The 20,512-nt window shown below is 69.7% G+C and carries 17 protein-coding genes and 2 pseudogenes; 9 read left to right on the top strand and 10 right to left on the bottom strand.

Features of this window, described 5'->3' with window-relative positions; genetic code table 11:
* Positions 1–109 precede the first annotated feature (109 nt).
* Both ACWD10_RS16005 and ACWD10_RS16000 read right to left on the bottom strand, forming a co-directional pair.
* A pseudogene (locus ACWD10_RS16005) lies at positions 110–337 on the bottom strand (NADPH-dependent FMN reductase); the annotation flags it as partial.
* A 185-nt stretch (positions 338–522) separates the two neighbouring features.
* The gene (locus ACWD10_RS16000) at positions 523–1,740 is read right to left on the bottom strand and encodes an oxygenase MpaB family protein (RefSeq protein ID WP_451091195.1); all 1,218 of its coding nucleotides are present in this window, start codon (positions 1,738–1,740) and stop codon (positions 523–525) included.
* Between the two features lie 182 nt (positions 1,741–1,922).
* Here ACWD10_RS16000 and ACWD10_RS15995 point away from each other — a divergent pair, with 182 nt between their 5' ends.
* Complete coding sequence (locus ACWD10_RS15995; RefSeq protein ID WP_451091193.1) at positions 1,923–2,615, top strand: TetR/AcrR family transcriptional regulator; 693 nt, start codon at positions 1,923–1,925, stop codon at positions 2,613–2,615.
* A gap of 21 nt (positions 2,616–2,636) precedes the next feature.
* Here ACWD10_RS15995 and ACWD10_RS15990 read toward each other — a convergent pair whose 3' ends face one another.
* Genes ACWD10_RS15990 through ACWD10_RS15980 form a run of 3 tightly spaced genes read right to left on the bottom strand, consistent with a single transcriptional unit; the run spans position 2,637 to position 6,723 of the window.
* A complete protein-coding gene (locus ACWD10_RS15990; protein WP_451091191.1) occupies positions 2,637–3,113 on the bottom strand; it encodes a (2Fe-2S)-binding protein in 477 nt (158 codons plus the stop codon).
* 47 nt (positions 3,114–3,160) lie between these two features.
* Positions 3,161–5,497 (bottom strand): molybdopterin cofactor-binding domain-containing protein, encoded by a 2,337-nt coding sequence (locus ACWD10_RS15985; protein ID WP_451091189.1) that lies wholly within the window; start codon positions 5,495–5,497, stop codon positions 3,161–3,163.
* Between the two features lie 5 nt (positions 5,498–5,502).
* Positions 5,503–6,723, bottom strand: coding sequence for an oxygenase MpaB family protein (locus ACWD10_RS15980; protein WP_451091187.1), 1,221 nt, complete (start codon positions 6,721–6,723; stop codon positions 5,503–5,505).
* 201 nt (positions 6,724–6,924) lie between these two features.
* Between ACWD10_RS15980 and ACWD10_RS15975 the strand changes: the two genes are divergently transcribed.
* From ACWD10_RS15975 to ACWD10_RS15965, 3 genes are all read left to right on the top strand, one after another.
* Positions 6,925–8,769 (top strand): AMP-dependent synthetase/ligase, encoded by a 1,845-nt coding sequence (locus tag ACWD10_RS15975; protein ID WP_451091185.1) that lies wholly within the window; start codon positions 6,925–6,927, stop codon positions 8,767–8,769.
* 14 nt (positions 8,770–8,783) lie between these two features.
* Entirely contained in the window at positions 8,784–9,413 is a 630-nt protein-coding gene (locus ACWD10_RS15970) for a TetR/AcrR family transcriptional regulator (RefSeq protein ID WP_451091183.1), read from the top strand.
* Positions 9,414–9,505: 92 nt separating this feature from the next.
* Positions 9,506–10,648 (top strand): acyl-CoA dehydrogenase family protein, encoded by a 1,143-nt coding sequence (locus ACWD10_RS15965; RefSeq protein WP_451091181.1) that lies wholly within the window; start codon positions 9,506–9,508, stop codon positions 10,646–10,648.
* Positions 10,649–10,717: 69 nt separating this feature from the next.
* Here the strand turns inward: ACWD10_RS15965 and ACWD10_RS15960 are convergent, their stop codons facing one another.
* Together ACWD10_RS15960 and ACWD10_RS15955 are read right to left on the bottom strand one after the other, a co-directional pair.
* On the bottom strand, positions 10,718–11,623 hold the full coding sequence (locus ACWD10_RS15960; RefSeq protein WP_451091179.1) for an NmrA/HSCARG family protein: 906 nt from the start codon (positions 11,621–11,623) through the stop codon (positions 10,718–10,720).
* A gap of 33 nt (positions 11,624–11,656) precedes the next feature.
* Entirely contained in the window at positions 11,657–12,520 is an 864-nt protein-coding gene (locus tag ACWD10_RS15955; protein ID WP_451091417.1) for an EamA family transporter, read from the bottom strand.
* Between the two features lie 185 nt (positions 12,521–12,705).
* On the opposite strand from ACWD10_RS15955, the gene ACWD10_RS15950 reads away from it, so the two are divergent.
* The gene (locus ACWD10_RS15950; RefSeq protein WP_451091177.1) at positions 12,706–13,593 is read left to right on the top strand and encodes a LysR family transcriptional regulator; all 888 of its coding nucleotides are present in this window, start codon (positions 12,706–12,708) and stop codon (positions 13,591–13,593) included.
* A 44-nt stretch (positions 13,594–13,637) separates the two neighbouring features.
* Here the strand turns inward: ACWD10_RS15950 and ACWD10_RS15945 are convergent, their stop codons facing one another.
* A complete protein-coding gene (locus tag ACWD10_RS15945) occupies positions 13,638–14,237 on the bottom strand; it encodes a DUF4232 domain-containing protein (protein ID WP_451091415.1) in 600 nt (199 codons plus the stop codon).
* Between the two features lie 199 nt (positions 14,238–14,436).
* On the opposite strand from ACWD10_RS15945, the gene ACWD10_RS15940 reads away from it, so the two are divergent.
* Positions 14,437–15,813 (top strand): helix-turn-helix domain-containing protein, encoded by a 1,377-nt coding sequence (locus ACWD10_RS15940; protein WP_451091175.1) that lies wholly within the window; start codon positions 14,437–14,439, stop codon positions 15,811–15,813.
* Positions 15,814–15,957: 144 nt separating this feature from the next.
* Positions 15,958–16,386: a hypothetical protein gene (locus tag ACWD10_RS15935; protein WP_451091173.1), complete on the top strand. Its 429-nt coding sequence runs from the start codon at positions 15,958–15,960 to the stop codon at positions 16,384–16,386.
* On the opposite strand, the gene ACWD10_RS15930 is transcribed toward ACWD10_RS15935, so the two are convergent.
* Positions 16,373–17,068 carry a hypothetical protein gene (locus ACWD10_RS15930; protein WP_451091171.1) on the bottom strand — a complete coding sequence of 232 codons (696 nt, stop codon included), beginning with the start codon at positions 17,066–17,068 and terminating at the stop codon, positions 16,373–16,375. The two genes, ACWD10_RS15935 and ACWD10_RS15930, sit on opposite strands and share 14 nt — an antisense overlap.
* 352 nt (positions 17,069–17,420) lie before the next feature.
* On the opposite strand from ACWD10_RS15930, the gene ACWD10_RS15925 reads away from it, so the two are divergent.
* Positions 17,421–18,596, top strand: a complete 1,176-nt coding sequence (locus ACWD10_RS15925) for an isochorismate synthase (protein ID WP_451091169.1) — start codon at positions 17,421–17,423, stop codon at positions 18,594–18,596.
* Between the two features lie 145 nt (positions 18,597–18,741).
* Here the strand turns inward: ACWD10_RS15925 and ACWD10_RS15920 are convergent, their stop codons facing one another.
* Positions 18,742–19,209, bottom strand: coding sequence for a DedA family protein (locus tag ACWD10_RS15920; protein WP_451091167.1), 468 nt, complete (start codon positions 19,207–19,209; stop codon positions 18,742–18,744).
* Between the two features lie 540 nt (positions 19,210–19,749).
* Here ACWD10_RS15920 and ACWD10_RS15915 point away from each other — a divergent pair.
* Positions 19,750–20,475 (top strand): annotated as a pseudogene (locus ACWD10_RS15915) (lytic polysaccharide monooxygenase auxiliary activity family 9 protein); the annotation flags it as partial.
* Positions 20,476–20,512 lie beyond the last annotated feature (37 nt).

Below are 20,512 nucleotides of genomic sequence, written 5' to 3'. Positions count from 1 at the left end.
ATGCGGACTGCCCGTCTCGCGCAATGGGCGGAGGGTGCCGCCGAACCTTCGCCCAACCAGCAGGCGAGCCGGGCGAGTTCAGCTCTCCCGACGGCCGGTTCGAGGCAGGTCAGCCCGCGGCGGCGAGCAGCGCGGGACGGCCCCCGAGCGCCAGCGAGAACTGGTCCGTGACATGAGCCAGGGCCTCGGCCGCGCCGGGAGCGACCGTGAGGTCCTTGTCGAGCGTGAACCAACCCGGGGTGATGTGCGTGGCGCCCATGGAGCTGAGCACCGGACGCAGCGCGTAGTCGATGGCCAGGACGTGGGCCGTCGTACCGCCGGTGGCGAGGGGCTTCACCAAGCCGTTCACGGGTTTCAGGCCCGCCTTCTCCGCCTGTCGGCTCCAGTCCATGAGGATCTTCTCCTGGTTGGTCCCGCTGTCCACGGCGACGGTGCGGCCCGCCACGTCCGTGAAGCCGCGCCTCGGTGATGGTGGTGTTGCTGCTGCGGACCCTGGCCGGTGGGCCCGCGGCAACGGTCCGGTCAGGACGGGCGGTTGGTCTCCGGGATCTCGATGCTGATCGGCCGCCCCTCGGACAGATAGAAGAGCATGGTCTTGCGGAGGAACTCGTCGAAGGTCCAGTAGGCCTCCGGCGCGGCCGGGAAGGGGAGCAGGCCCTCGCGGACGGCGACGAAGGGCAGCCAGCTCACCTCGAGGAGCGAGTCCCAGACCGGCTCCCTGTCGATCTCCAGCCAGTCGGCGATCCGGTCGCCGAGCATGTAGCGGGTGAACGCGCCGAGTATGTGCTTGCTGAGGAGGCCCCCGTCGGGTCCGAGCTCGAGCAGGATGTGGGCCAGCTTGACGCCCTCGGTCGTCGGCGCGAGTACCGGGTCGAGGACCTGCTCGGCCTGCGAGTTGGCCTCGTCCCAGGACGCGGGGATGTACTCGTCCTTGATGCCGAGCATGTGCGCGCTCAGCTGCCACGAGTGCAGGAAGGCCGCCGACTCCTCGGCGGGGATGGGGACTTCCCAGGCGGTCAGCTTCCGCATGACGGTCGTCGGCAGGGAGTGCCAGGTGACCATCATGTCCCGCTGACTGATCGGGATCTCTTCCTCGGCGACGTCCGGCCAGTGCGGGGACTGCGGCAGCAGGTGACGTACCGCCGCATGCACCAGGCGGGTCTTGACGCAGGTCACGATCATTTCGCCGTCGGGCTGATAGGCGTTCCGTGACCCGATGTCGTAGCCGAGCTTGGCGGTCTTGGAGATGCGGTCCTTCATGTCCGCGCCGCCCTGCGAGTAGTAGACCGCGCGCGCCTCCTTGGGGATGACGGTGCTCATCATGCCGCTGGCGAGGCCGTACAGCACCCCGAGGTAGAGGCCCCGCTTCTCGTTGAACTCGACGGCTGTGGCCAGCTTGTCCCGGTCGGCCCAGGAGGGGAGTTGCCGGGCCCGCTCCATGAAGTCACGCAGGTCGGCCGGGAGTCCGTCGGGCAGCGGCTGGCCGTTCTTGGTCCACTGTCGAAGGAGTTCATTGACCTTGGGTACGTCGCCGCGGTCGAGCAGCGAGGCCACGAGCCGGTCGGCCTCCTCGTCCCACACCCACCGCGGGTCCGTACCCGCTCCTCGGCCCGCCACCGAGCCCTGGGGTGACCATGTCCACGGCGGGACCGCCTGTGCGGGCGTCGCGACGCTCAGCGCCCCAAGCGCGCCCAACACCCCGCCCGCCTTCAGCACATTGCGCCTGCTGGGCTTGTCCATGCTTCGTTCCTCCTCCTCGAGGCCGAGCGCATCTTCCTGGTACGGTTGGTACGGTCTTGATACGGTGAAACGCATCCTGCTTCTTCATACCAGCAGTAGCACCACGGACCGGTCGTGCCAAGTCCTCGTGCGGTAAGGGCAGTTGGCGATTGAGGTAGAGTCGGGAGTCTCAGGGGGAGATCGTGGAACCTACGCTGTCCGTCCTCATCACGCCGCCCGGCTCGGAGTCACTCCTTGAGCGGGCGTACATCGACGCCGTGGAGCGGGTCGCTGCCGACGACGACACGGACGCGACCCGTGCACGCGTGCTCGACGCCGCTTACGACCTGTTCAGTCGCATGGGCATCCAGCGGTCCACCATGGAGGACGTGGCCCGACGGGCCGGGGTCTCGCGGATCACCGTCTACCGGCGGTTCACCACGAAGGACGCGCTGGTCGAGCAGGTCGTACGACGGGAATTCCGCCGCTACTTCGACCAGTTCCTCGTCGACATCCAGGAGGCCGAGACCACCGCCGACCGCGTGGTTCTCGGCTTTGTCAGCTCGCTGCGCGCGATCCGGGGCAACCCGCTGATCGGCGGCCTGATCGAGACCGAGCCGAACCTGCTCATGGCCTCCATGACCGGTGACGGGGGACGGACCCTGGCCACCGTGCGGCAGTTCGTCGCGGGCCAGCTCCGCCGCGAGCAGGGCGCGGGCAACGTATCGGGCGAGGTGGACACCGACCTCGTGGCGGAGCTGATGGTCCGGGTCTCCGCCTCCTTCCTGGCGTTCCCCAGCCATGTCATCGACCTCGACGACGACGAGCAACTCGCCGCGGTGGCCCGGCAGTTCCTCGTGCCGATGCTGGAACCGGCGACGCACTCCGAGGACTGACCACCGGGGGCCCGTGCCGCCTCACATGTTCTCGGCCCCGGTCCTGATGGCCTCGCGGATACGGAAATACGTGCCGCAGCGGCAGATGTTGCGGAGCCCGTCGAGGTCGGCGTCGGTGATCTCGCGGCCTTCCTCGGCGGCGCGGCGTACCAGTGCCACGGCGGCCATGATCTGGCCGGGCTGGCAGTAGCCGCACTGGACCACGTCGTGGTCGAGCCAGGCCTGCTGCATGGGGTGCAGGTCCTTGCCGACCGTGGCCGGGAGACCTTCGATGGTGGTGACCTCGTCGGTCTCCGTGAGCTCCTTGACCGGAATCGCGCAGGGGTTGACCGCTTTGCCGTTGAGGTGGCTGGTGCACGCCTTGCAGACGTTGATGCCGCAGCCGTACTTCGGTCCGGTGATGCCGAGGATGTCGCGCAGCACCCACAGCAGGCGCACATCGTCGGCGACGTCGACGGTGACCTGTTCGCCGTTGACGCGGAAAGTGTGCTCGGGCACTCGGATTCTCCTTGGTTCAGCTTCGGCAGGCGGCGACAACCGGCGACTCAGCGGGCGTGGTCCAGGCCGTCCGTCGGGGACTGCGGGATGGGCGGGACGGTCGGTTTGGGCTCGAAGGAGAGCGTGCCGTGGTTGATCGGGAAGCTGGTCGGCATCGTGCCGGTCGCGCGGCCGTACGCACAGGCGACCGCCGCCATCGACGCGGCGACGCCCAACTCCCCCGCGCCGCCCGGCTCTTCGGAGGTGTTCGGCATGACGATGATCCGGAGCTCGGGCGGGGAGTTCCACTGCCGGGTGTAGAAGTAGTTGTCCCAGCTGCCTTCGAGGAAGTAGCCGTCGCGCAGGTGCAGGCTCGAGGTCAGCGCCAGGGCGATGCCGTCCATGATGCCGCCCATCATCTGCGCTTCCAGACCGCGCGGGTTGACGGCGAGACCGACGTCCACGGCGAAGACGGCCTTGGTGACGCGGGGTCCGGCCACACCGTTCCGGATGGGGCGGTTGACGGTCTCGGGTCGGCAGTCGACCTCCACCAGCGCGGCGCTGACGGCCTTGTACTCGGCGTGGAAGGCGATGCCCTGCGCGGTGTCGGTGGGCATGGACCAGCCCCACTCGCCGACCTCGGCCACCTTCTCCAGGACCGCACGGGAGCGGTCGTTCCGAAGGAAGTCCCGCCGGAACGCGTACGGGTCCTTGTCCATCTTCGCGGCGAGCTGGTCGACGATGAGCTCCCGGGCGCAGGTCACGTCGGGCGAGTAGACGTTGCGCATGCTGCCGGTGTTGAAGCCCTTGTCCGTCTCGTTGAGGAGACGGCTGCTCGCGCCGAAGTCGTACGACATGCTCTGGGTGAGGTGGAAAAACGTCTGGGAGTGGGCCATGTCCCCCACCGGGAGCTTCGCGGCCATGGCGGTGATGATCTCCCCGAGCCCGTGGCCGAGGTCCGTGGAGACACTGGTGTGCCGCTGCTTGTAGCTCAGGACGGTGTTACCGGCGTAGTCGGCGCGTACCCGCGAGGTGGCCATGGGGTGGGTGCGGCCCTGGCGGGAGTCGTCGGTGCGGTGCCACATGAGCTTCACGGGCTTGCCGATCGTCTGTGACGCCTCGGCGGCCTCAAGGGCGGCGTCGAAGAACAGCTTGCGCCCGAAGGAACCGCCGCCCTCCGTGACGTGCACGGCGACCTTGTCGAGCGGAAGGCCGAGCTTGGCGGCGATGGTCTGCTTGGCGACGATCGGTGACTTCATCGACGCCCATATCTCGGCGCGGTCGGACCGTACGTCGGCGATCGCGCAGTTGGGTTCGAGCGCGCTGTTGCTGCGGAAGTAGAAGGTGAACTTGCCTTCCACGGATGGCGTCAGCGGCGGCAGGCCCATCGGTGGCTCCGCGGCGGCCAGTTCGCGGAGCACGGAGTCGTCGGACTTGCCTTCCGCGGTTCCGGGTTTCCAGGAGACGTTCAGGGCGCGTCCGGCGTCGATGCACTGGCCGAAGGTCTCGGCGCGCACCGCGACACCGGTGGAGATCACCGCGACATCGGTGACGCCCGGCAGGGCGCGGACCTCGGCGAGGTTGGCGACCGAGCCGACCTTGCCGTTGATGGTGGGTGGGCGGCACACCATCGTCGGCTTCGCGTCCGGGACGTCGAGGTCCATCGCGAACTTCTTGCGCCCGGTCACCGCGTCCAGGGCGTCGATCCGGTTGGTGGGTGTGCCGATGACGGTGAGGTTCTCGCGCGGGGTGAGCTCGACGTTCACCCGCTCGGTCCGCAAGCTCGCGGCCTTCTCGGCGAGCACGCCGATATCGACGCTGCCGCCGGAGCCGTCGGTGATCACCCCGTCCTTCAGCGTCAAGTCTGCCGTCGGAGAGCCGAGTTCGGTCGCGGCGGCCTCCAGCAACCGGCGTCGGGCGATGGCGGCGGCGACCCGGATCGGGGTGTACGTCGAGATGGTGGTGTTCGACCCGCCGGTGAGCTGGTTGAACATCAGCTCCGGCCGGGCGTCGGCCAGCGTGACGCGTACCCGGTCAAGCGGTACGGACAGTTCCTCCGCGATCAGCATGGCCGTGGAGGTGGTGATGCCCTGGCCCACCTCGGCCCGCGGCAGGGCGAACGACACGGTGCCGTCCGAGTTCACCTCGACCTTGATCAGCGCCGAGGTCGGCAGGGCCGCCGCGGTCATCAGGTCGTTGAGATCGACGATTTCCGTGACGTCCGGCGAGGGCACCCCGGCTTCCGCAAGCCCGGCTCCCGAAGGCCCGGCCGCGGCCGTCGGCGCCAGGCCGAGTTCGGCGGCGGCCACCAGCGTCGGCGCCGCCAGCACGTACCCGAGGAACCGCCGCCGCCCGAAAGCCTCCGTCGGTCCCCCGGCCGATCCACGCCAGGGCTGCCTCTGCATCCAACTCACTCCGGACGGTTGATGGTTGGGATCTCGATCTTAGTCTCCTTGCCTTTGGTCAGATAGAACAAGATGTACTGCCGGGCCGCTTCGTCGAGGAGCCAGGCGGCCTCGGGCACCAGCGGCTTGTCGATGACGCCCTCGCGGAACTTCACCAGGGCCGGCCAGGCGGTCGCGACCGCCGGTTCCCAGACCGGCTCGCGCGGAATGCCGTCCCAGTCGGCCACCTTGTCGCCGACCAGATACCGGGCCAGTGCGTTGCACATGGGTCGGCTGATGCTGCCGGGACTGGTCTGTTCGGCAAGCTGGCCGAGCAGGATGTCGGTGAGCTCGACGCCCTCGCGCGTCGGCCCCATCGCAGGTGGAAGGACCTCGTCCGACTGGGCGTTGGCGGCCTCCCAGGTGCCGGGGATGTACTCGTCCCTGATGCCGAGCATGTGCCCGGTCACCTGCCACAGATGCAGATACGCCGCCGACTCCTCGGTGGAGATGGGGACGTCCCACTCGAGCATCTTGCGCATCGCGAAGGTCGGCAGCGTGTGCCAGGTGACCAGCATGTCGTACTGGCTGATCGGGATGTCGCCGCTCCAGTGCGGAGACTGCGGCAGCAGATGCCGTACCGCCGCGTGCACAAGCCGGGTCTTCACCGCGTTGACCACACAGGCGCCGTCGGGCCGGTACGCGTTGAGCGAGCCGACGGCGAAACCCAGGAGGCTCGTCTTGGCGACCCGGTCCTCCATGTCGGCGCCGCCCTTGGAGTAGTACACCGAGCGGGCCTCCAGGGGAATGGCGGTACTGAGCATGCCGCCACCCACGCCGTTGAGCAGATTGAGATAGAGCCCCCGGGACTTGTTGAACTCGGCCGCGGCCTCCAGCTTGTCGCGGTCCGCCCACGACGGCAGCCGACGGGCCTCCGTCATGAAGTCCCGTAGATCCGCGGGTAGTTCACGCGGCAGCGGCTGATCGTTGCGATTCCAGTCCCACAGCGCCCGGTTGACCTCGGGTACGGCGCCCCGGTCGAGCAGCGAGGCGAGCAGTGGGTCGGCTTCCTTGTCCCACACCCACCGCGGGTCGGCGCCCGCGCCACTGCCCGCCACCGAACCCTGGGGCGACCACGTCCACGTCGGCGGGCTCTGCGCATGCGCGGGCATCGCGGCGCCCAGCGCACCGAGTGCGCCCAACGCCCCGCCCGCCTTCAACACCTTGCGCCTGCTGGGTCGGTCCATGGTTCGCTCCTTCTCCTCAAACTGATACGAAGAAACGCTTGCCGATTCTGCGTACCAGCAATAGCAGGCGGTGGCAGGCGTGCCAAGTCCCGTGGCAGCAATGGCTCTTGACGTATCCGCGCGGCCGCAAGGCCTATTGACACTCCGCCAATAAGAGTCCACTGTGGCGCCGCTCACGGTTCGCGAGGGAGGGAGCCCGCCGTGGCCACAGCAGCAGAGCAGCTGCACCAGTCCGCCGAGAGCCTCACGATCACCGGCTTACTGCGCCGCAACGCCCAGGACTACGCCGATCACCCCGCGCTCACCACCGGCATCGGGCCGGACGCGGTGACCCTGTCCTGGTCCCGGCTGCGTACCGAGGTCGCCGCCCTCACCCACGGCCTCTCCGCGCTCGGCCTGGGCCGGGGCGACCGGATGCTCATCGCGATGTCCAAGCGGGTGGAGCACTGGATCGCCGACCTGGCCGCGATCCACCTCGGCGCCCTGCCGTGCAGCACGTACGACACGTTGAGCACCGAACAGATACGGTTCGTGGCCCGGCACAGCGCGGCCACCGTCCTCGTCCTGGAGGGCGAGGAGCAGATGCGGCGGTGGCGGCCGGTCCTGGATGAGCTGCCGCGGCTGCGGGCTGTTGTGGTCCTGGATCCGGATGTGGTGCCGGAGGGGGACGGGCGGTTCGTCAACTACGCGGATGCCGACGGGAGTTACCCAGGTGGGGACACCGAGACCGAGACCGTCGTTGACGCCGAGTTCGAGGCGCTCACGGACGCGGCCACCCCTGACCAGCCGCTGACCGTCGTCTACACCTCGGGCACCACCGGCGACCCCAAGGGCGTGGTGCTCTCCCACCGTAATGTGATCCACGAGTGCCTGATGCAGGATCACCTCGTCAACGTCCCGGAGCATCCGCGGACGGTGGCGTATCTGCCGATGGCGCACATCGCGGAACGGGTGCTCGGGATCTATATGCCGATCTGCAACATCGGCCACGTCACGATCTGCCCGGACCCGGCACAGCTCCTGCCGACGCTCCTCGCGGCCCGCCCGCACGGGTTCTTCGGGGTCCCGCGGGTGTGGGAGAAGCTCGCCGCGGGGCTGCGTGCGCAGCTCGGCACGCTGCCCGGGGAGCAGGCCGCGGCCCTTGCCCAGGCGCAGGAGGCCGCGCTGGAGGCGTTCCGCCTGCGGTCCGCGGGCAAGGACGTTCCGGCAGAGCTCGCGGCACGTGTCGAGGAACTCGATGCGCGGGTGCTGCGGCCGGTCCGGGCCGCCGTCGGGCTCGACACATGCAGCCGGGCCTTCAGCGGAGCGGCGCCGATCCCGACGACCGTCCTGGAGTTCCTGGCCGGTTTGGGGCTGCCCGTGTTCGAAGTGTGGGGCCTGAGCGAGACGGCCGGGGCGGCGACGGTCAGTACGCCCGAGGTGTTCGCCTTGGGCGCGGTGGGACACCCGGGGCCGGGCATCGAGGTCAGGGCCGGTGCGGACGGGGAGCTGTTCGTGCGCGGGCCCGTGGTGTTCTCCGGATACCTCCGCGCCGACGGCGGTGTGGAGGCCGCGACGGACGCGGAGGGCTGGCTGGCCACCGGTGATGTCGGCACCATCGACGAGCGGGGCATCGTCGCCATCACGGACCGCAAGAAGGAGCTCATCATCACCGACGGGGGCAAGAACATCGCCCCCACGAAGATCGAATCCCCGCTGCGGGCACACCCCTTGGTCGCCCAGGCCGTCGCGATCGGCGACCGTCGTCGGTACGTCACCGCACTGCTCGTACTCGACGAGGAGGCGGCCCCGCTCTGGGCGCGGGCGAACGGCATCGCCGCCACCGACCTGGCCGAACTGGCCCGCCACCCCGAGGTGTTGGCCTCGCTCGACAAGGCGGTCACGGAGGCCAACGCGATGCTCTCGCGCGCGGAGCAGGTGAAGAAGTTCCGGGTCCTTGCCGGACCTTGGACCCCGGAGTCCGGGGAGCTGACACCGAAACTGAGCCTGCGGCGGAAGGCCATCGCAGAACTGCACGCCGAGACGATCGAGTCGATGTACGCGTAGGCAGGGATGACGGGATGACCGGTCAGCGGCGGACAGCACAGCGACGCAGGATGGAGCCGGACGCCCGGCGTGCCGAGATCCTCAGCGTCGCACGCCGACTCTTCGGGGCGAGCGGTTACGCCGCGGTGTCCACCTCGGACATCGCGGCCGAGGCGGGGGTGGCCCGTGCGCTGATCAACCACTACTTCGGCAGCAAGCGGCAGCTCTACCTCGAAGTGGTGCGGCAGATGATGGTGGTTCCGGCCTCCGTCTCGGAGCGGCTGCCCCCGACCACGCCCGAGGAGCGCCTGTCGGTCTGCGTCGACCGGTGGCTCGAAGTCGTGGAGCGCAACCGGGAGATGTGGCTGTCCGCGATCGGCCTCGAGGCCGTCGGAAACGATCCGGAGATCGACCGGATCATGCTGGAGGCCGACGAGATCGCGACCGACCGCGTCCTCGAGGCCGCGATGATGACCGACGTCACCGAGGGACGGCAGGTGCTCCGGGCGATGATCCGCGCCCACAGCAGCATGCTCAAGGCGGCCTCCCGGGAGTGGCTGGTGCGCGGCACGCTCAGCCGCGGCGACCTGCACGTGATGCTGACGCGCACGGTGCTCCACCTGGTGAACACGGTCTTTCCAGCCGTACGGGACGACGACTCGTAAGGCGAGCAAGACGAGCAAGACGAGCAAGACAAGCGAGGCGAGCAAGACAGGCGAAGCGTTACCGGCACCGCATCAAGGAGGAACGCGCCCTCATGCCCCGAGTCCTGACAGACGAGCGCCGCGACCTGGTCAAGGCGATAGGCGACTTCTGCCGCCGCGAGTGCGGCACCAAGGAGCAGCGGGACAAGCTGACCGCGCACGGCCAGGAGCCGCACAACCAGAAGCTCTACGAGAAGATGGCGGAACTGGGCTGGCTGGGCATCGCTCTGCCCGAGGAGTACGGCGGCGCGGGCCAGGGCATGACGGACCTCTGCCTGTTCCTGGAGGAGACCGCGTACGGGCGCGCGCCGATCAGCGGTTTCAGTACGACGATCATCGCCGCGGCGGCGTACGACAAGTTCGGCACCGAAGAGCAGAAGCGCACCGTCCTCGAGGGTGTGGTCAAGGGCCGGGTCGAGGCCATCTCGATGTCCGAGCCGGGTGCCGGTTCGGACGTGGGCGCGCTGACGTGCCGCGCGGAGCGCACCGATGGCGGCTACCTGGTCAACGGCCAGAAGACCTGGTGCTCCAACGCGCACTTCGCCGACCACATCCTGCTCATCGCCCGTACGTCGCAGGAGGAGTCGAAACACCAGGGCCTCACCCAGTTCATGGTTCCCGGCGACGCGGAGGGCCTGCGGATCAGGGGCATCGACACGATGGGCGGCCGGGAGGTCAACGACCTGTACTTCACGGACTGTTTCGTCCCGGACGCGGCGGTCGTCGGTACGCCCGGCCAGGCCTGGTCGCAGCTGATGGCCGGTCTGAACCTGGAGCGGATGATCCTCGCCGCACTGATGCTGGGCGTGGCCCGGCGCGCATTCGACGACACCTTGACGTACGTACGACAGCGGGAGCAGTTCGGCCGTCCGATCGGCTCGTTCCAGGCCCTCAAGCACCGGATCGCGGACATGGCCACCGAACTCGAGTGCGCCCGGCTGCTGTTGGACGACACCGCGGCCGCGATCGACGCCGAACCCGACCGGGTCTTCGCCCGCGAGGCCTCCATGACCAAACTCAAGTGCACCGAGCTCGCCAAGCACGTGGCCCTGGAAGGCATGCAGATGATGGGCGGCTACGGGTACGCCACGGAGTACGGCATGGAGGCCCTGCTGCGCTCGACGGTCGTATCCACGGTGTACGGCGGGACGAGCGAGATCCAGCGGGACATCATCGGCAAGACGTACGGACTGTAGGCGGGTGTCCCGTGGACTGTAGGCGGGTGTCCCGGGTCGCGGTCGGGGACCGCGGTCCAGGGCCGCGGTCTACCGGCTCTTGTTCAGCCACGCCTCGAAGGTCAGCAGGTCCGGGTACCGCTCGCGGAGCGCGGCGATGTCGGCCTGGTGCCCCTTCTCGTTGAGCCAGTCGTACATGGTGGCCACCTCCTCGGCCGTGGCTCGCAGCTCGTCGATCGGCTGTCGCTCGAAGCGGGTCGGGATGCCGTCGGCCTTGGTGAATGCCTCGGCGATCTGCCGCACGGTCAGCTCGTCACCGGCTATCTCGATCTTCTTGCCGATGAACTCGGCCGGTTTGTCGAACGCGTCCGCGACGATCCGGCCGATGTCGCTCAGCGCGATCATCTGCAACGAGGTATCCGCGTCCAGCGCGACCGAGCTGACCCGCACACCGTTGTGCGCCTCCGGCACCATGGAGGACCAGTTCTCCATGAAGAACACCGGCCGCAGCACCGTCGCGGGCACGCGGACGGTATCGACGTACGCCTCGATCTCCGCCTTGGTCTCGAAGTGCGCGACGCCGGACTTACGTGGGGCGGCGCCGACGGAGCTGTAGACCAGGTGCGCGACGCCCGCGGCTCTGGCCGCGTCGGCGACGTTCTTGCCCTGCCGTACTTCGGCTCCGGGGTCCGGGCGGGTGAAGTCGGCGGGCTGCACGCTGAAGACGCCGTACGCGCCATGCGCTGCCGCGCGCAGCGACTCCGGGTCGTCGAGGTTGCCTGTGCGCAGTTCCGCGCCGAGCGCCTTGAGGTCCTTCGCCGTGTGCTTGTCCGGGTCGCGGACGAGGGCGCGTACCGCCCAGCCGTTGTGGAGCAGCCTGCGGGTAACGGCGCTGCCCTGGGCGCCAGTTGCGCCCGTGACCAGGATGGTCTTCGTGTTCTTCTCGTTCTCCCCGTTCTTGTGGTTCTTCTCGTTCTTCTTATTCGTCTTGTTCATCTCGTTCCTCTCGTTCGGCACTGTGAGGTCCTTTCAACGGCGTACGCGGGAGGGAGCGGGTGCGGGAAGCTGTCCCGCGACGATCGCGGCCAGTGCGAGTCCGAAGCCCACGAGTTGGACCGGACCGAAGGTCTGGCCGAGCACGGCGGCACCGAGCACCGCGGCGACCAGCGGCGAGAGCAGCACGAGTACCGCGACCGAGCCGACGGGCAGCGTCGTGAGGCCCCGGAACCACAGGACGTACGCGATCAGACCGCCCACCAGGCCCAGCCAGAGGTAGCCGAGGGCGGCGGGCAGGTCGATGGCCGGAGGCGGCCCCTCCGCGAGAAAGGTGAGCGGCAGCAGGAACAGTCCGCCCGCGGTGAGTTGCCAGCCCGCGAAAGCGGTGGGGCCGGCCTCGGCGGGACGGCCCCAGCGCTTGGTGAGCGTCACCCCGAGCGCCATCGAGGCCGCGCTCCCCAGGCCCGCCACGATCCCGACGACGTCGAAGGCGGCACTCGGCCCGATCACCACCAGGCCGACGCCCGCGACACCCACCACCCCCCAGGCGAGCCGCCACCCGGAGAGCCGCTCGCGCAGGACTCCCACGGCCAGGACGGCGACGAGCAGCGGCTGGGCCGCGGCCAAGGTGGCCGCGACGCCTCCCGGCAGCCGCTCGGCCGCGATGAACAGGAGTGGGAAGAGCATCCCGATGTTCAGCACGCCGAGCACGGCGGCCTTGCCCCACCATGCGCCGCGCGGCAGCGTCCGCGTGAGCGCCAGCGCGATCAGGCCCGCGGGCAGAGCACGGACGAGTCCCGCGAACAGCGGGTGCCCCTGCGGCAGCAGCTCGGTGGTGACGACATAGGTCGTACCCCAGGCCATGGGAGGGAGCGCCGTCAGGAGGGTGCGGGGCAGATTTCCGCGGGGAGTTCTACCGGGAATTCCACCGGGAGTTCCGCCGGGACCCCCCTCCGGCGCTATCGCACTCGTCGTGTTCGCGGCTTTCGCTGGACTTGTCATGCTCGCCAGTCTCATGCCGCAGCGATCGATGAGTCCAACACATGTTTGTCACCTCATCGATCGCGATACAAGATGGATCCGTGGATCTCCAGCAGATGCGCTACGTCATCGCCGTCGCCGAGACGAACAGCTTCACCCGGGCCGCCGAACGCTGTCTGGTCGTCCAGTCCGCACTCAGTCACCAAATCGCGCGCCTGGAACGGGAGTTGGGAGCGCGACTCTTCGAGCGCACCAGCCGAAGGGTGCGGCTGACCCCGGCCGGCGCGGCCTTTCTGCCCGCCGCCCGCCAGTGCGTGGACGCCGCCGAGCGCGCGGCCGCCGAGGTCGCCGCGGCGGTCGGGGAGGTACGGGGACGCCTTGCCGTGGGCCTGATCCCCACGGTCGCCGCGGTCGACATCCCGGCTGCGCTGCGGGAATTCCGGCAGGAGTATCCGCACGTACGCATCGGCCTGCGGGTGGCCGCGAGCGAGGACCTGGTCGAACAGGTCAAGCAAGGCTCCATCGATGTGGCGTTCCTCGGCCTTCCGACCACCGCACGACCGCAAGGCGTCGCCGCCCACGAACTCGCCCGTGACCGACTCGTCGCCGTGGTCGCGCCGGACCATCCGCTCGCCGACGAATCCGCGGTCGACCTTCAGCGGCTCTCGTCCGAGGTGTTCGTGGACCTCCCGGCCGGGACCGCCGGACGCACCCAATCCGACCTGGCCTTCTCGGCCGCCGGTCGCACGCGCGACGTGGCCTTCGAAGTGACCACCGTAGACGTGCTCATGAACCGACTGGTCGAGCAGGGCCTCGGCATCGCCATGCTCCCCTCCGCGTACGTGCCCCAACTCACCGGCGTCACCACCATCGAGGTCACGGACGCGCCGACCCGCGTCGAATACGTCATCTGGAGCCGCGTAGGCCGCGCACCCGCGGCGACCGCCTTCCTCGCCACGCTCGGCCTGCCAGTGGCTGGGCGGAGTTGAGGTGGACGCCGACGGCGCGCGGGCGGGCGGGCTTCAGAGCGGCGTCACCAGACGACGGCGTCGTTCATCGACTGCTGCCAGTACGTGACCTGGAGCGAGTCGTCGACGTACGCGCCCTTGGCGGGCAGTGACGGGTGGGCGGCCGCGCCGACGCTCTCGTTGCCGGAGGGGCCGTGGAACAGGACGGTCAGGGACTTCTCCGTACGGCCGTTGGAGCTGCCGTCGGCGCCGGACAGGGCGATGGAGGCGTAACCGGACTCGCCCGGCTCGAGTGTGACGACGGCCTGCGGCTTGGAGTCCTCGATCACCGGCGGCACGGACTGGGCCTCGCCGAAGCGGACGGCCGGGTAGCCGTAGAGGTGGCAGGTCCTGCTGCCGGTGTTGGTGACGGTGAGCAGCATGTGGTTGATGGGGCGGTTGAGCGGCGCCGCGACGGTCTTGGTGTGGGAGCCCTCGCAGGTGACCGGCTTGCCGGAGGCGGGGGCCTTGGACCCGGAATCGCTCGCCGAGGACGACGTGGCCGAGGAGGCGCCCTCGTCCGAGACCCCCGTTCCGTCGTCGCACGCGGTCAGCGAGAGCGCGGCGAGAACGGTGGTCGCGGCGGCGCCGACGAGACGGGTACGGGAGGTGCGGATTCTGGACATGTGGACGGACATCTGGATGTGCCCCTTCGGTGTTCGGCTCGCGGTGATGCTTGGATGACTGGAGCTTGTGGGGTGATCCGTCCCAACCGCCACGTATGGCGGGGAGTTGGGGACGATGGAACGCCGAAGCGGGCTCTGACCAGGGGAGAGCCAGTGCCCCTGGAACGCGTGACTGGGACACGGGGGGACGGAGGAACGGGTGTCAGGGGCAACAGGGGCCGGGGGAAACAGTGACTTCGCGACGCTGCTGCGCGAGCTCAAGGACCGTTCGGGGCTGAGCTACGGGGCGCTGGCCAAGCGGCTGCACATGAGCACGTCGACGCTGCACCGCTACTGCAGCGGCAGCGCGGTGCCGAACGAGTACGCCCCGGCGGAGCGCCTGGCCCGGCTGTGCCGGGCGACGCCGGAGGAACTGGTGGAGCTGCACCGCCGCTGGATCCTGGCGGATGCGGCTCGGGGGCGTCGGGGGGAGCAGGCGGGGGCGGCTGCTGCGACTGGCGCTCCGGGGCCCCTGGAAACGTCGGGCCTGGACCCGCACCCGCAACCAGAATCAGATCCAGATCCAGATCCAGATCCAGAACCGGAGCCGGAGTCGGAGTCGGAGCCGGTTGCCGTCGACGTACCGCGTCCGCTCGCGCCACCGTCACGACGCCGCCGTACCGCACTGTTCGCCTCCGCCACGGCGGCCGCCGCCGTACTGGGAGCCGTAGCGCTCGCCATGAATCCACCGTCCGGTGGGGGCGTGGGCGAAGCAGGCGACCACCCGGCAGCAGGCACCACCGCCGGGGCGGACGCCAAGGGGCCGTCGTCATCGGACTCCGCCGCCCCGTCCCCGACCGGCAAGGGCGGCAAGGGTGGCAAGGGCGGCAAACCATTCGCATCGGCCTCCGGTTCCGCGGCCGAGTCCGGCAAGGCCACGCCGGGCGCCGGGAAGGACGGCGGCAAGCAGGGCGGGGGCGAGCCCACGGGTAACGGCACCGCCGTACCGCTGAACGTCGCCACGCGCCCATACGTCTACGACGACCCGTGCGCTCAGCACTTCCTCGTGGACAGCGCACCCGAACAGGTCGGACCGCCCGCGAACGAGCAGGACGCCCCGCGCTGGGCCGCGGCCTACGGCGCGGTCTCCTCGGGCGAACAGCGCGTCGCGCTCACCGTCCAGGGCACCGGGAAGGACACCGTCGTACTGGAAGCACTGCACGTACGCGTCGTGAGCAAGAACGCCCCGCTCGCCTGGAACGACTACGCGATGGGCGTCGGCTGCGGCGGCGGCGTCGAGACCAAGTCGTTCGACATCGACCTCGACAACGGCAGCCCCACCGTCACCGTCAAGAACGGCCAGCGCGACTTCCCGTACAAGGTCAGCGAGTCCGACCCGGAGGTCTTCTACATCACGGCGCACAGCACGGCGCACGACGTCCGCTGGGACCTCACCCTGGACTGGTCCAGCGGCAACCGCCACGGCACCGTCCACATCGACAACAACGACACCCCGTTCCGCACCAGTGCCAACGTCGGCCGCCCCGGCTACGACTACCCGCTGGGTGGCGGCGAGTGGATCGAACGAAAGGACTGACGGGACCCGAGCGGGGTGGGCCACAACCATCCCGCACCGCCGTGGGTCTCCCCTGTGCAGGGAGGACGGAGCGGCGAGGAGGCCGAAATGACGTCCAAGAAGGCATCAGCACCCGTGTTCGGGCCCGTCAGAATGGCTCTCAGAATGACGCGGAGACGGACGGTGGCGCTCGGTGCGGCGGTACTCGCACTGACCGCGGTTCCTGCGGCGAGCGCCGTGGGTGACCAGGAGCCGCGATCCACCACGCGGCAGATCGCTAGCGCCACCCTCGGCACGGACTACAAGGTGACGCTCACCGCACTGCGTTCCTCAACTGACCCATACACGGCGTCCGTTCGGTTGCAAGTCCTGGTGCACGAGGGTGGCGCCTGGAAGGAGTCCGACCGGACGCGGGTGGGCGCGGCCGAGGGCTGGTTCTGGAACCCGCTGACCGGAAGCCGGGCCGTGCGCGAGTTCTCCACGGCGAGCACCGAGCCCGCACCGATCCGCGTCAGCCTCCTGATCACGCCGTCCATCGGCTACTCGGATCCGTACGCGTACCTCATCCGCGACGGGAAAATCAGCCCTCAGTGAGGCGAGCCGGGGCGTCAACCGGGGTGTCAAGGAGGTCCGTGACGAACTTCCGCAGCACGCCCCGCGCGACGGGGGTGACGCCGTGCATGAGCTGGGCGCCGTAGACGAGGGCGACGCCCGGCCGGTCGTCGGCCGTCCAGCGGGTCTTGGGGAGGGTGTCGGTCCAGGTCGGTCCGGAGTGGTGGGGCACGGCGTCGGGGACCGCCTCGTGCGGGAGTCGGCGGGTCAGGCGGGTGCCGGGGGTGTAGCCGTCGGCCTCGCCGAGCCGGGTGTCGGTCCACAGCTCCGGGCTCGAGGTGGTGGCGAGGTAGAACTCCCCGCCCGCTTCCGGAGCACTGATCGTCACGCCGATCCGGCCGATGCGTCGCGGGGCGACGGCGGGGTCCGGGATGCCGTCGACGTGAACGGGGACGCTGTCGCCCGGGTTGAGCTCGGCGTAGAGCCAAGGTGCGGCGTCGACGATGGACGGCATCACGCGGCGGATGGACGGCAGGGCCCGCTCGACGGCCTGCCGCAGGATCGCCTGTGCGGCGTCGGGGGCCTGGACGTACCGGGTGAGAGTCCCGGCGTCGGCCTCGGGCCAGGACTCGTTGTCGACGATCTTGTTGAGTTGGGAGAGGTCCTCTTCGGTGAGGAAGTCCTCGACGGTGTGCAGGGCGATGGTTTCGCTGACGTGGATCATGAATGGCCTCTTCGCCTGGGGGAACTGGGGAGGGGTGGACTGGGGAGGGGTGGATACGGCATCAGCGTCGCGTGCGGTCGGCGCGGTGTCGCTCGGAGTACGGCATCCGAGTGCCGAGGCACGAAGCCGCGCGGCGGAGACCTGGCCGGGGAAGCCGACGGATCGTCCGGTACGGATCGCCTGGGACGGTTGCCCGGGACGGATTGCCCGGTACCGATTGCCCGGTACCGATTGCCCGATACGCGGAGACATGCGCGCGCCAGGTGATCGACCTAGCGTGATGATGAACCGTGACCCCTGCCGTACGGACCGCAGGCGGTAGCGGGGCGGCGGAGTCATCGCGGGAGGCCAGGTGCATCCGACGGGCATCAAGGACGTGCGCGCGGTGGGGACCGAGTCTCCCGGCTGGCTCCTGTCCACACCCGGCCGCGTCCTCTGGTCCGAAGGGGGCGATCCCCTGCCGACCCACCCCGGACCGGGCCAGTTCGCCCGCCTGCCCGAGACCGCTGCCCACGCCCTCCGCAACCTCCCGCCCGGCACCGCACTGACCGGCGTCGTGCCGTACGAGGAAACCACCCCCGCACACCTGACCCTCACGACCCTGCGCCGCTCACACGCACCGCACGAGGCACCACACCTGCTCAACCCCGCGCCCCTCCCCCGCTTCGGCACACCACGCCCGGAACCGACGCCGGAGAACTACCTGACCGCCGTCGCCCGAGCCGTACGCGAACTCCGCGCCGGGGTGGCCAAGAAGGTCGTCCTGGCCCGAACCCTGAACATCCCTGTTCCCCACGGAACCGAGCCGACCCCCGTCGCCCGCACCCTCCTGACCACCCTCGCGCGCCAGGACAGCCACACCCACCTCTTCGCCACCACCCTGCCCGGACTCCCCGACACCCCACCCCCGGTGCTCTTCGGCGCCACCCCCGAAACCCTCCTGATCCGCCGCGGCGACCGCCTCACCCTCAACCCACTGGCCGGCACCGCACCTCGCCACCCGGACCCGGCCATGGATCGCGCCCGCGCGGCCACCCTCCTCGCTTCGCGGAAAGACCGTACGGAACACCGCTTCGTAGTCGAGGCGTTGCGCGACCGACTCACCCCGTTGTGCCGCACCCTCTCCATCCCCGCGTCACCGGGCCTACGCCGCACCCGCCGCCTGTGGCACCTGTCCACCACCATCCGCGCCCGCCTGCACCACCCCGCCCCCAACGCCCTCGCCCTGGCCCTGCTCCTCCACCCCACCCCGGCCATCTGCGGCACCCCGACCACCACGGCACAAGCCCTGATCCGCGAACTGGAACCCGTACCCCGCGGCTATTACACGGGCCTGGTCGGGTGGATGGACCAATCCGGCGACGGTCAATGGGACATCGCCCTACGCTGCGCCGAACTCACCACCACCCGCCTGCGGTTGTACGCCGGAGCGGGCATCGTCACCGATTCCGACCCCCACGCCGAATTCGCCGAGACGGAGTTCAAGCTGGCGACGATGCTCGACGCGATCGGCCACGACTTCGGGTGACGCCAGGGTGATACCAGGGGTGACGCCAGGGGCCTGCGGCTACGCCCCGGCGCTCCGCCGTACACCTTCCATCTCGAGGCGCTGCGCCGCGGGCCACCCCGCGTCTTCGGCATCCAGACCAGCCTCGAACCGGCGGTCGGGGCGCTCATCGGCCCCGGGTCGCCGAGGCAGCCTTCCTGCGCCGGTACACCACCACCCCGCACACCGCGAGGACGAGCACCAGGACCCCGGCCACGCCGAGGACCGCGTGCGTGGCGAACAGCCTGCCCAGGAGTTCCAGTGCGCCGATCCCGGCGGTCGCGTAGATCGCCGCCCAGGCCGCTCCCCCCACGAACAGTGCGGGGAGGTAGCGCGTGAGGGGCATGCGCATGCTGCCCGCGAGGAAGTTGGCGGCGGTCTGGAAACCGACGGTCAGGAAGGAGACGGCCACCACCGGCGCTCCCCACCGCTGAATGGCGCCTTCCACGCGCTGGATCTTGGCCGAGGAGATCCGCTCGGCGAACCTGCTGCGCCTGATCCCGGCACCCGCGAGCCACCCGACGGCGAAGGTCCCTCCGGCCCGCAGCAGGATGATCACGTAGAGACCGGCGGCCGTGAGCGCGATCTTATCCACGACGCCTCACCCTCGGCGCCGGGCAGCCCCGGCCGTGGCCCGCTGCTCCCGTCACCCGGTTTCGCGGTGCGCGTCGTAGCGGGCACGCGACGGGCACGAGCCTGGTCTCCATACCTCACCTGCATCTGCTTCTGCCGGTTCTGCCCCTGCCTGCGTGCCGGGGCGGCACCGGTCCCCCAGCCCGTCGCAGAGTACAGCCGCATCCGTGGCCTTCCGGGTACGGCCCCCTGGTCAGGACCACCCGACACAGCCAGATTAAGCGAACACACGTGCCCCGGGTGCGGGGCCCCGGGTGCCGGACAGGGACGGTGCCCGGCTCCAGACGAGTTCGTCCCACTTCAACTGTGGCCCGGATGTCAGGGCGCCCGGTGAACAAGGCGGAAGACGGAACGGCAAGAAGCAAGCGGGGCCCCCGCGGCAACCATCACCGGCGCGGCGCCGACCAGGAAGTGAGCCGTTCATCGGCGACAGGTGAACCGTTCATCGGCGACATCGGAGACTCCCTGAAGGAGACGTTCCATGCATGTTCCCCACCGCCTCATGGCTGTCCGATTACGAACCCGCCTGCGGAATGCGGCGCGCACCAGGCGGGTGGCCGCCGTCGCCGGTGCCATGGGCATCGCTGGCGCCGCCGTCATGGCCTTCCCAAGTACGGCCGCCGCGCACGGCGTGGCCATGCTGCCCGGGTCGCGCACCTACCTGTGCTACAAGGACCTGCTCGCCAACTCCGACACCCAGATGCCGACCAACCCCGCCTGCAAGGCGGCCGTACAGGCGGCAGGCACCACCCCGCTCTACAACTGGTTCGCGGTGCTCGACCCCAACGCGGGTGGCCGCGGCGAGGGTTATGTCGAGGACGGCAAGCTGTGCAGCGCGGGCGACCGCAGCCCGTACGAGTTCTCTCCGTACAACGCCGCCCGCATGGACTGGCCGGTCACGCATGTGACGTCCGGCGCCACCGTCGCGGTGAAGTACAGCAACTGGGCGCACCACCCGGGCAAGTTCGAGGTGTACGTCACCAAGGAGGGCTTCGACCCGGAGCAGGCACTGGGCTGGTCGGACCTGGAGCACGTGCAGACCGTCCAGGACCCGCCGCAGCAGGGCGGCCCGGGCTCCGAGGAGGGGCACTACTACTGGGACCTGCAGCTGCCCGAACGTACCGGCCGCCACATGCTGTTCATCCAGTGGATCCGCTCGGACAGCGAGGAGAACTTCTTCTCCTGTTCGGACCTGGTCTTCGACGGGGGCAACGGCGAGGTCACCGGCTGACCGGCGGCGAGTGGTCCAGCGCCGATGCGTCGAG

The sequence above is a fragment of the Streptomyces sp. NPDC002851 genome (genome assembly GCF_053591935.1).
The sequence above is the reverse complement of the archived record's forward strand: the minus strand, read 5'-3'. Positions and strand labels throughout refer to the sequence as shown.

What these genes read in the sequence shown, in the direction of transcription:
- ACWD10_RS16000 (WP_451091195.1), bottom strand. Translation starts at nt 1,740, where the DNA reads ATGGACAAGCCCAGCAGGCGCAATGTGCTGAAGGCGGGCGGGGTGTTG.
- ACWD10_RS15985 (WP_451091189.1), bottom strand. Translation starts at nt 5,497, where the DNA reads ATGCAGAGGCAGCCCTGGCGTGGATCGGCCGGGGGACCGACGGAGGCT.
- ACWD10_RS15980 (WP_451091187.1), bottom strand. Translation starts at nt 6,723, where the DNA reads ATGGACCGACCCAGCAGGCGCAAGGTGTTGAAGGCGGGCGGGGCGTTG.
- ACWD10_RS15970 (WP_451091183.1), top strand. Translation starts at nt 8,784, where the DNA reads ATGACCGGTCAGCGGCGGACAGCACAGCGACGCAGGATGGAGCCGGAC.
- ACWD10_RS15965 (WP_451091181.1), top strand. Translation starts at nt 9,506, where the DNA reads ATGCCCCGAGTCCTGACAGACGAGCGCCGCGACCTGGTCAAGGCGATA.
- ACWD10_RS15960 (WP_451091179.1), bottom strand. Translation starts at nt 11,623, where the DNA reads ATGAACAAGACGAATAAGAAGAACGAGAAGAACCACAAGAACGGGGAG.
- ACWD10_RS15945 (WP_451091415.1), bottom strand. Translation starts at nt 14,237, where the DNA reads ATGTCCAGAATCCGCACCTCCCGTACCCGTCTCGTCGGCGCCGCCGCG.
- ACWD10_RS15935 (WP_451091173.1), top strand. Translation starts at nt 15,958, where the DNA reads ATGACGCGGAGACGGACGGTGGCGCTCGGTGCGGCGGTACTCGCACTG.
- ACWD10_RS15930 (WP_451091171.1), bottom strand. Translation starts at nt 17,068, where the DNA reads ATGATCCACGTCAGCGAAACCATCGCCCTGCACACCGTCGAGGACTTC.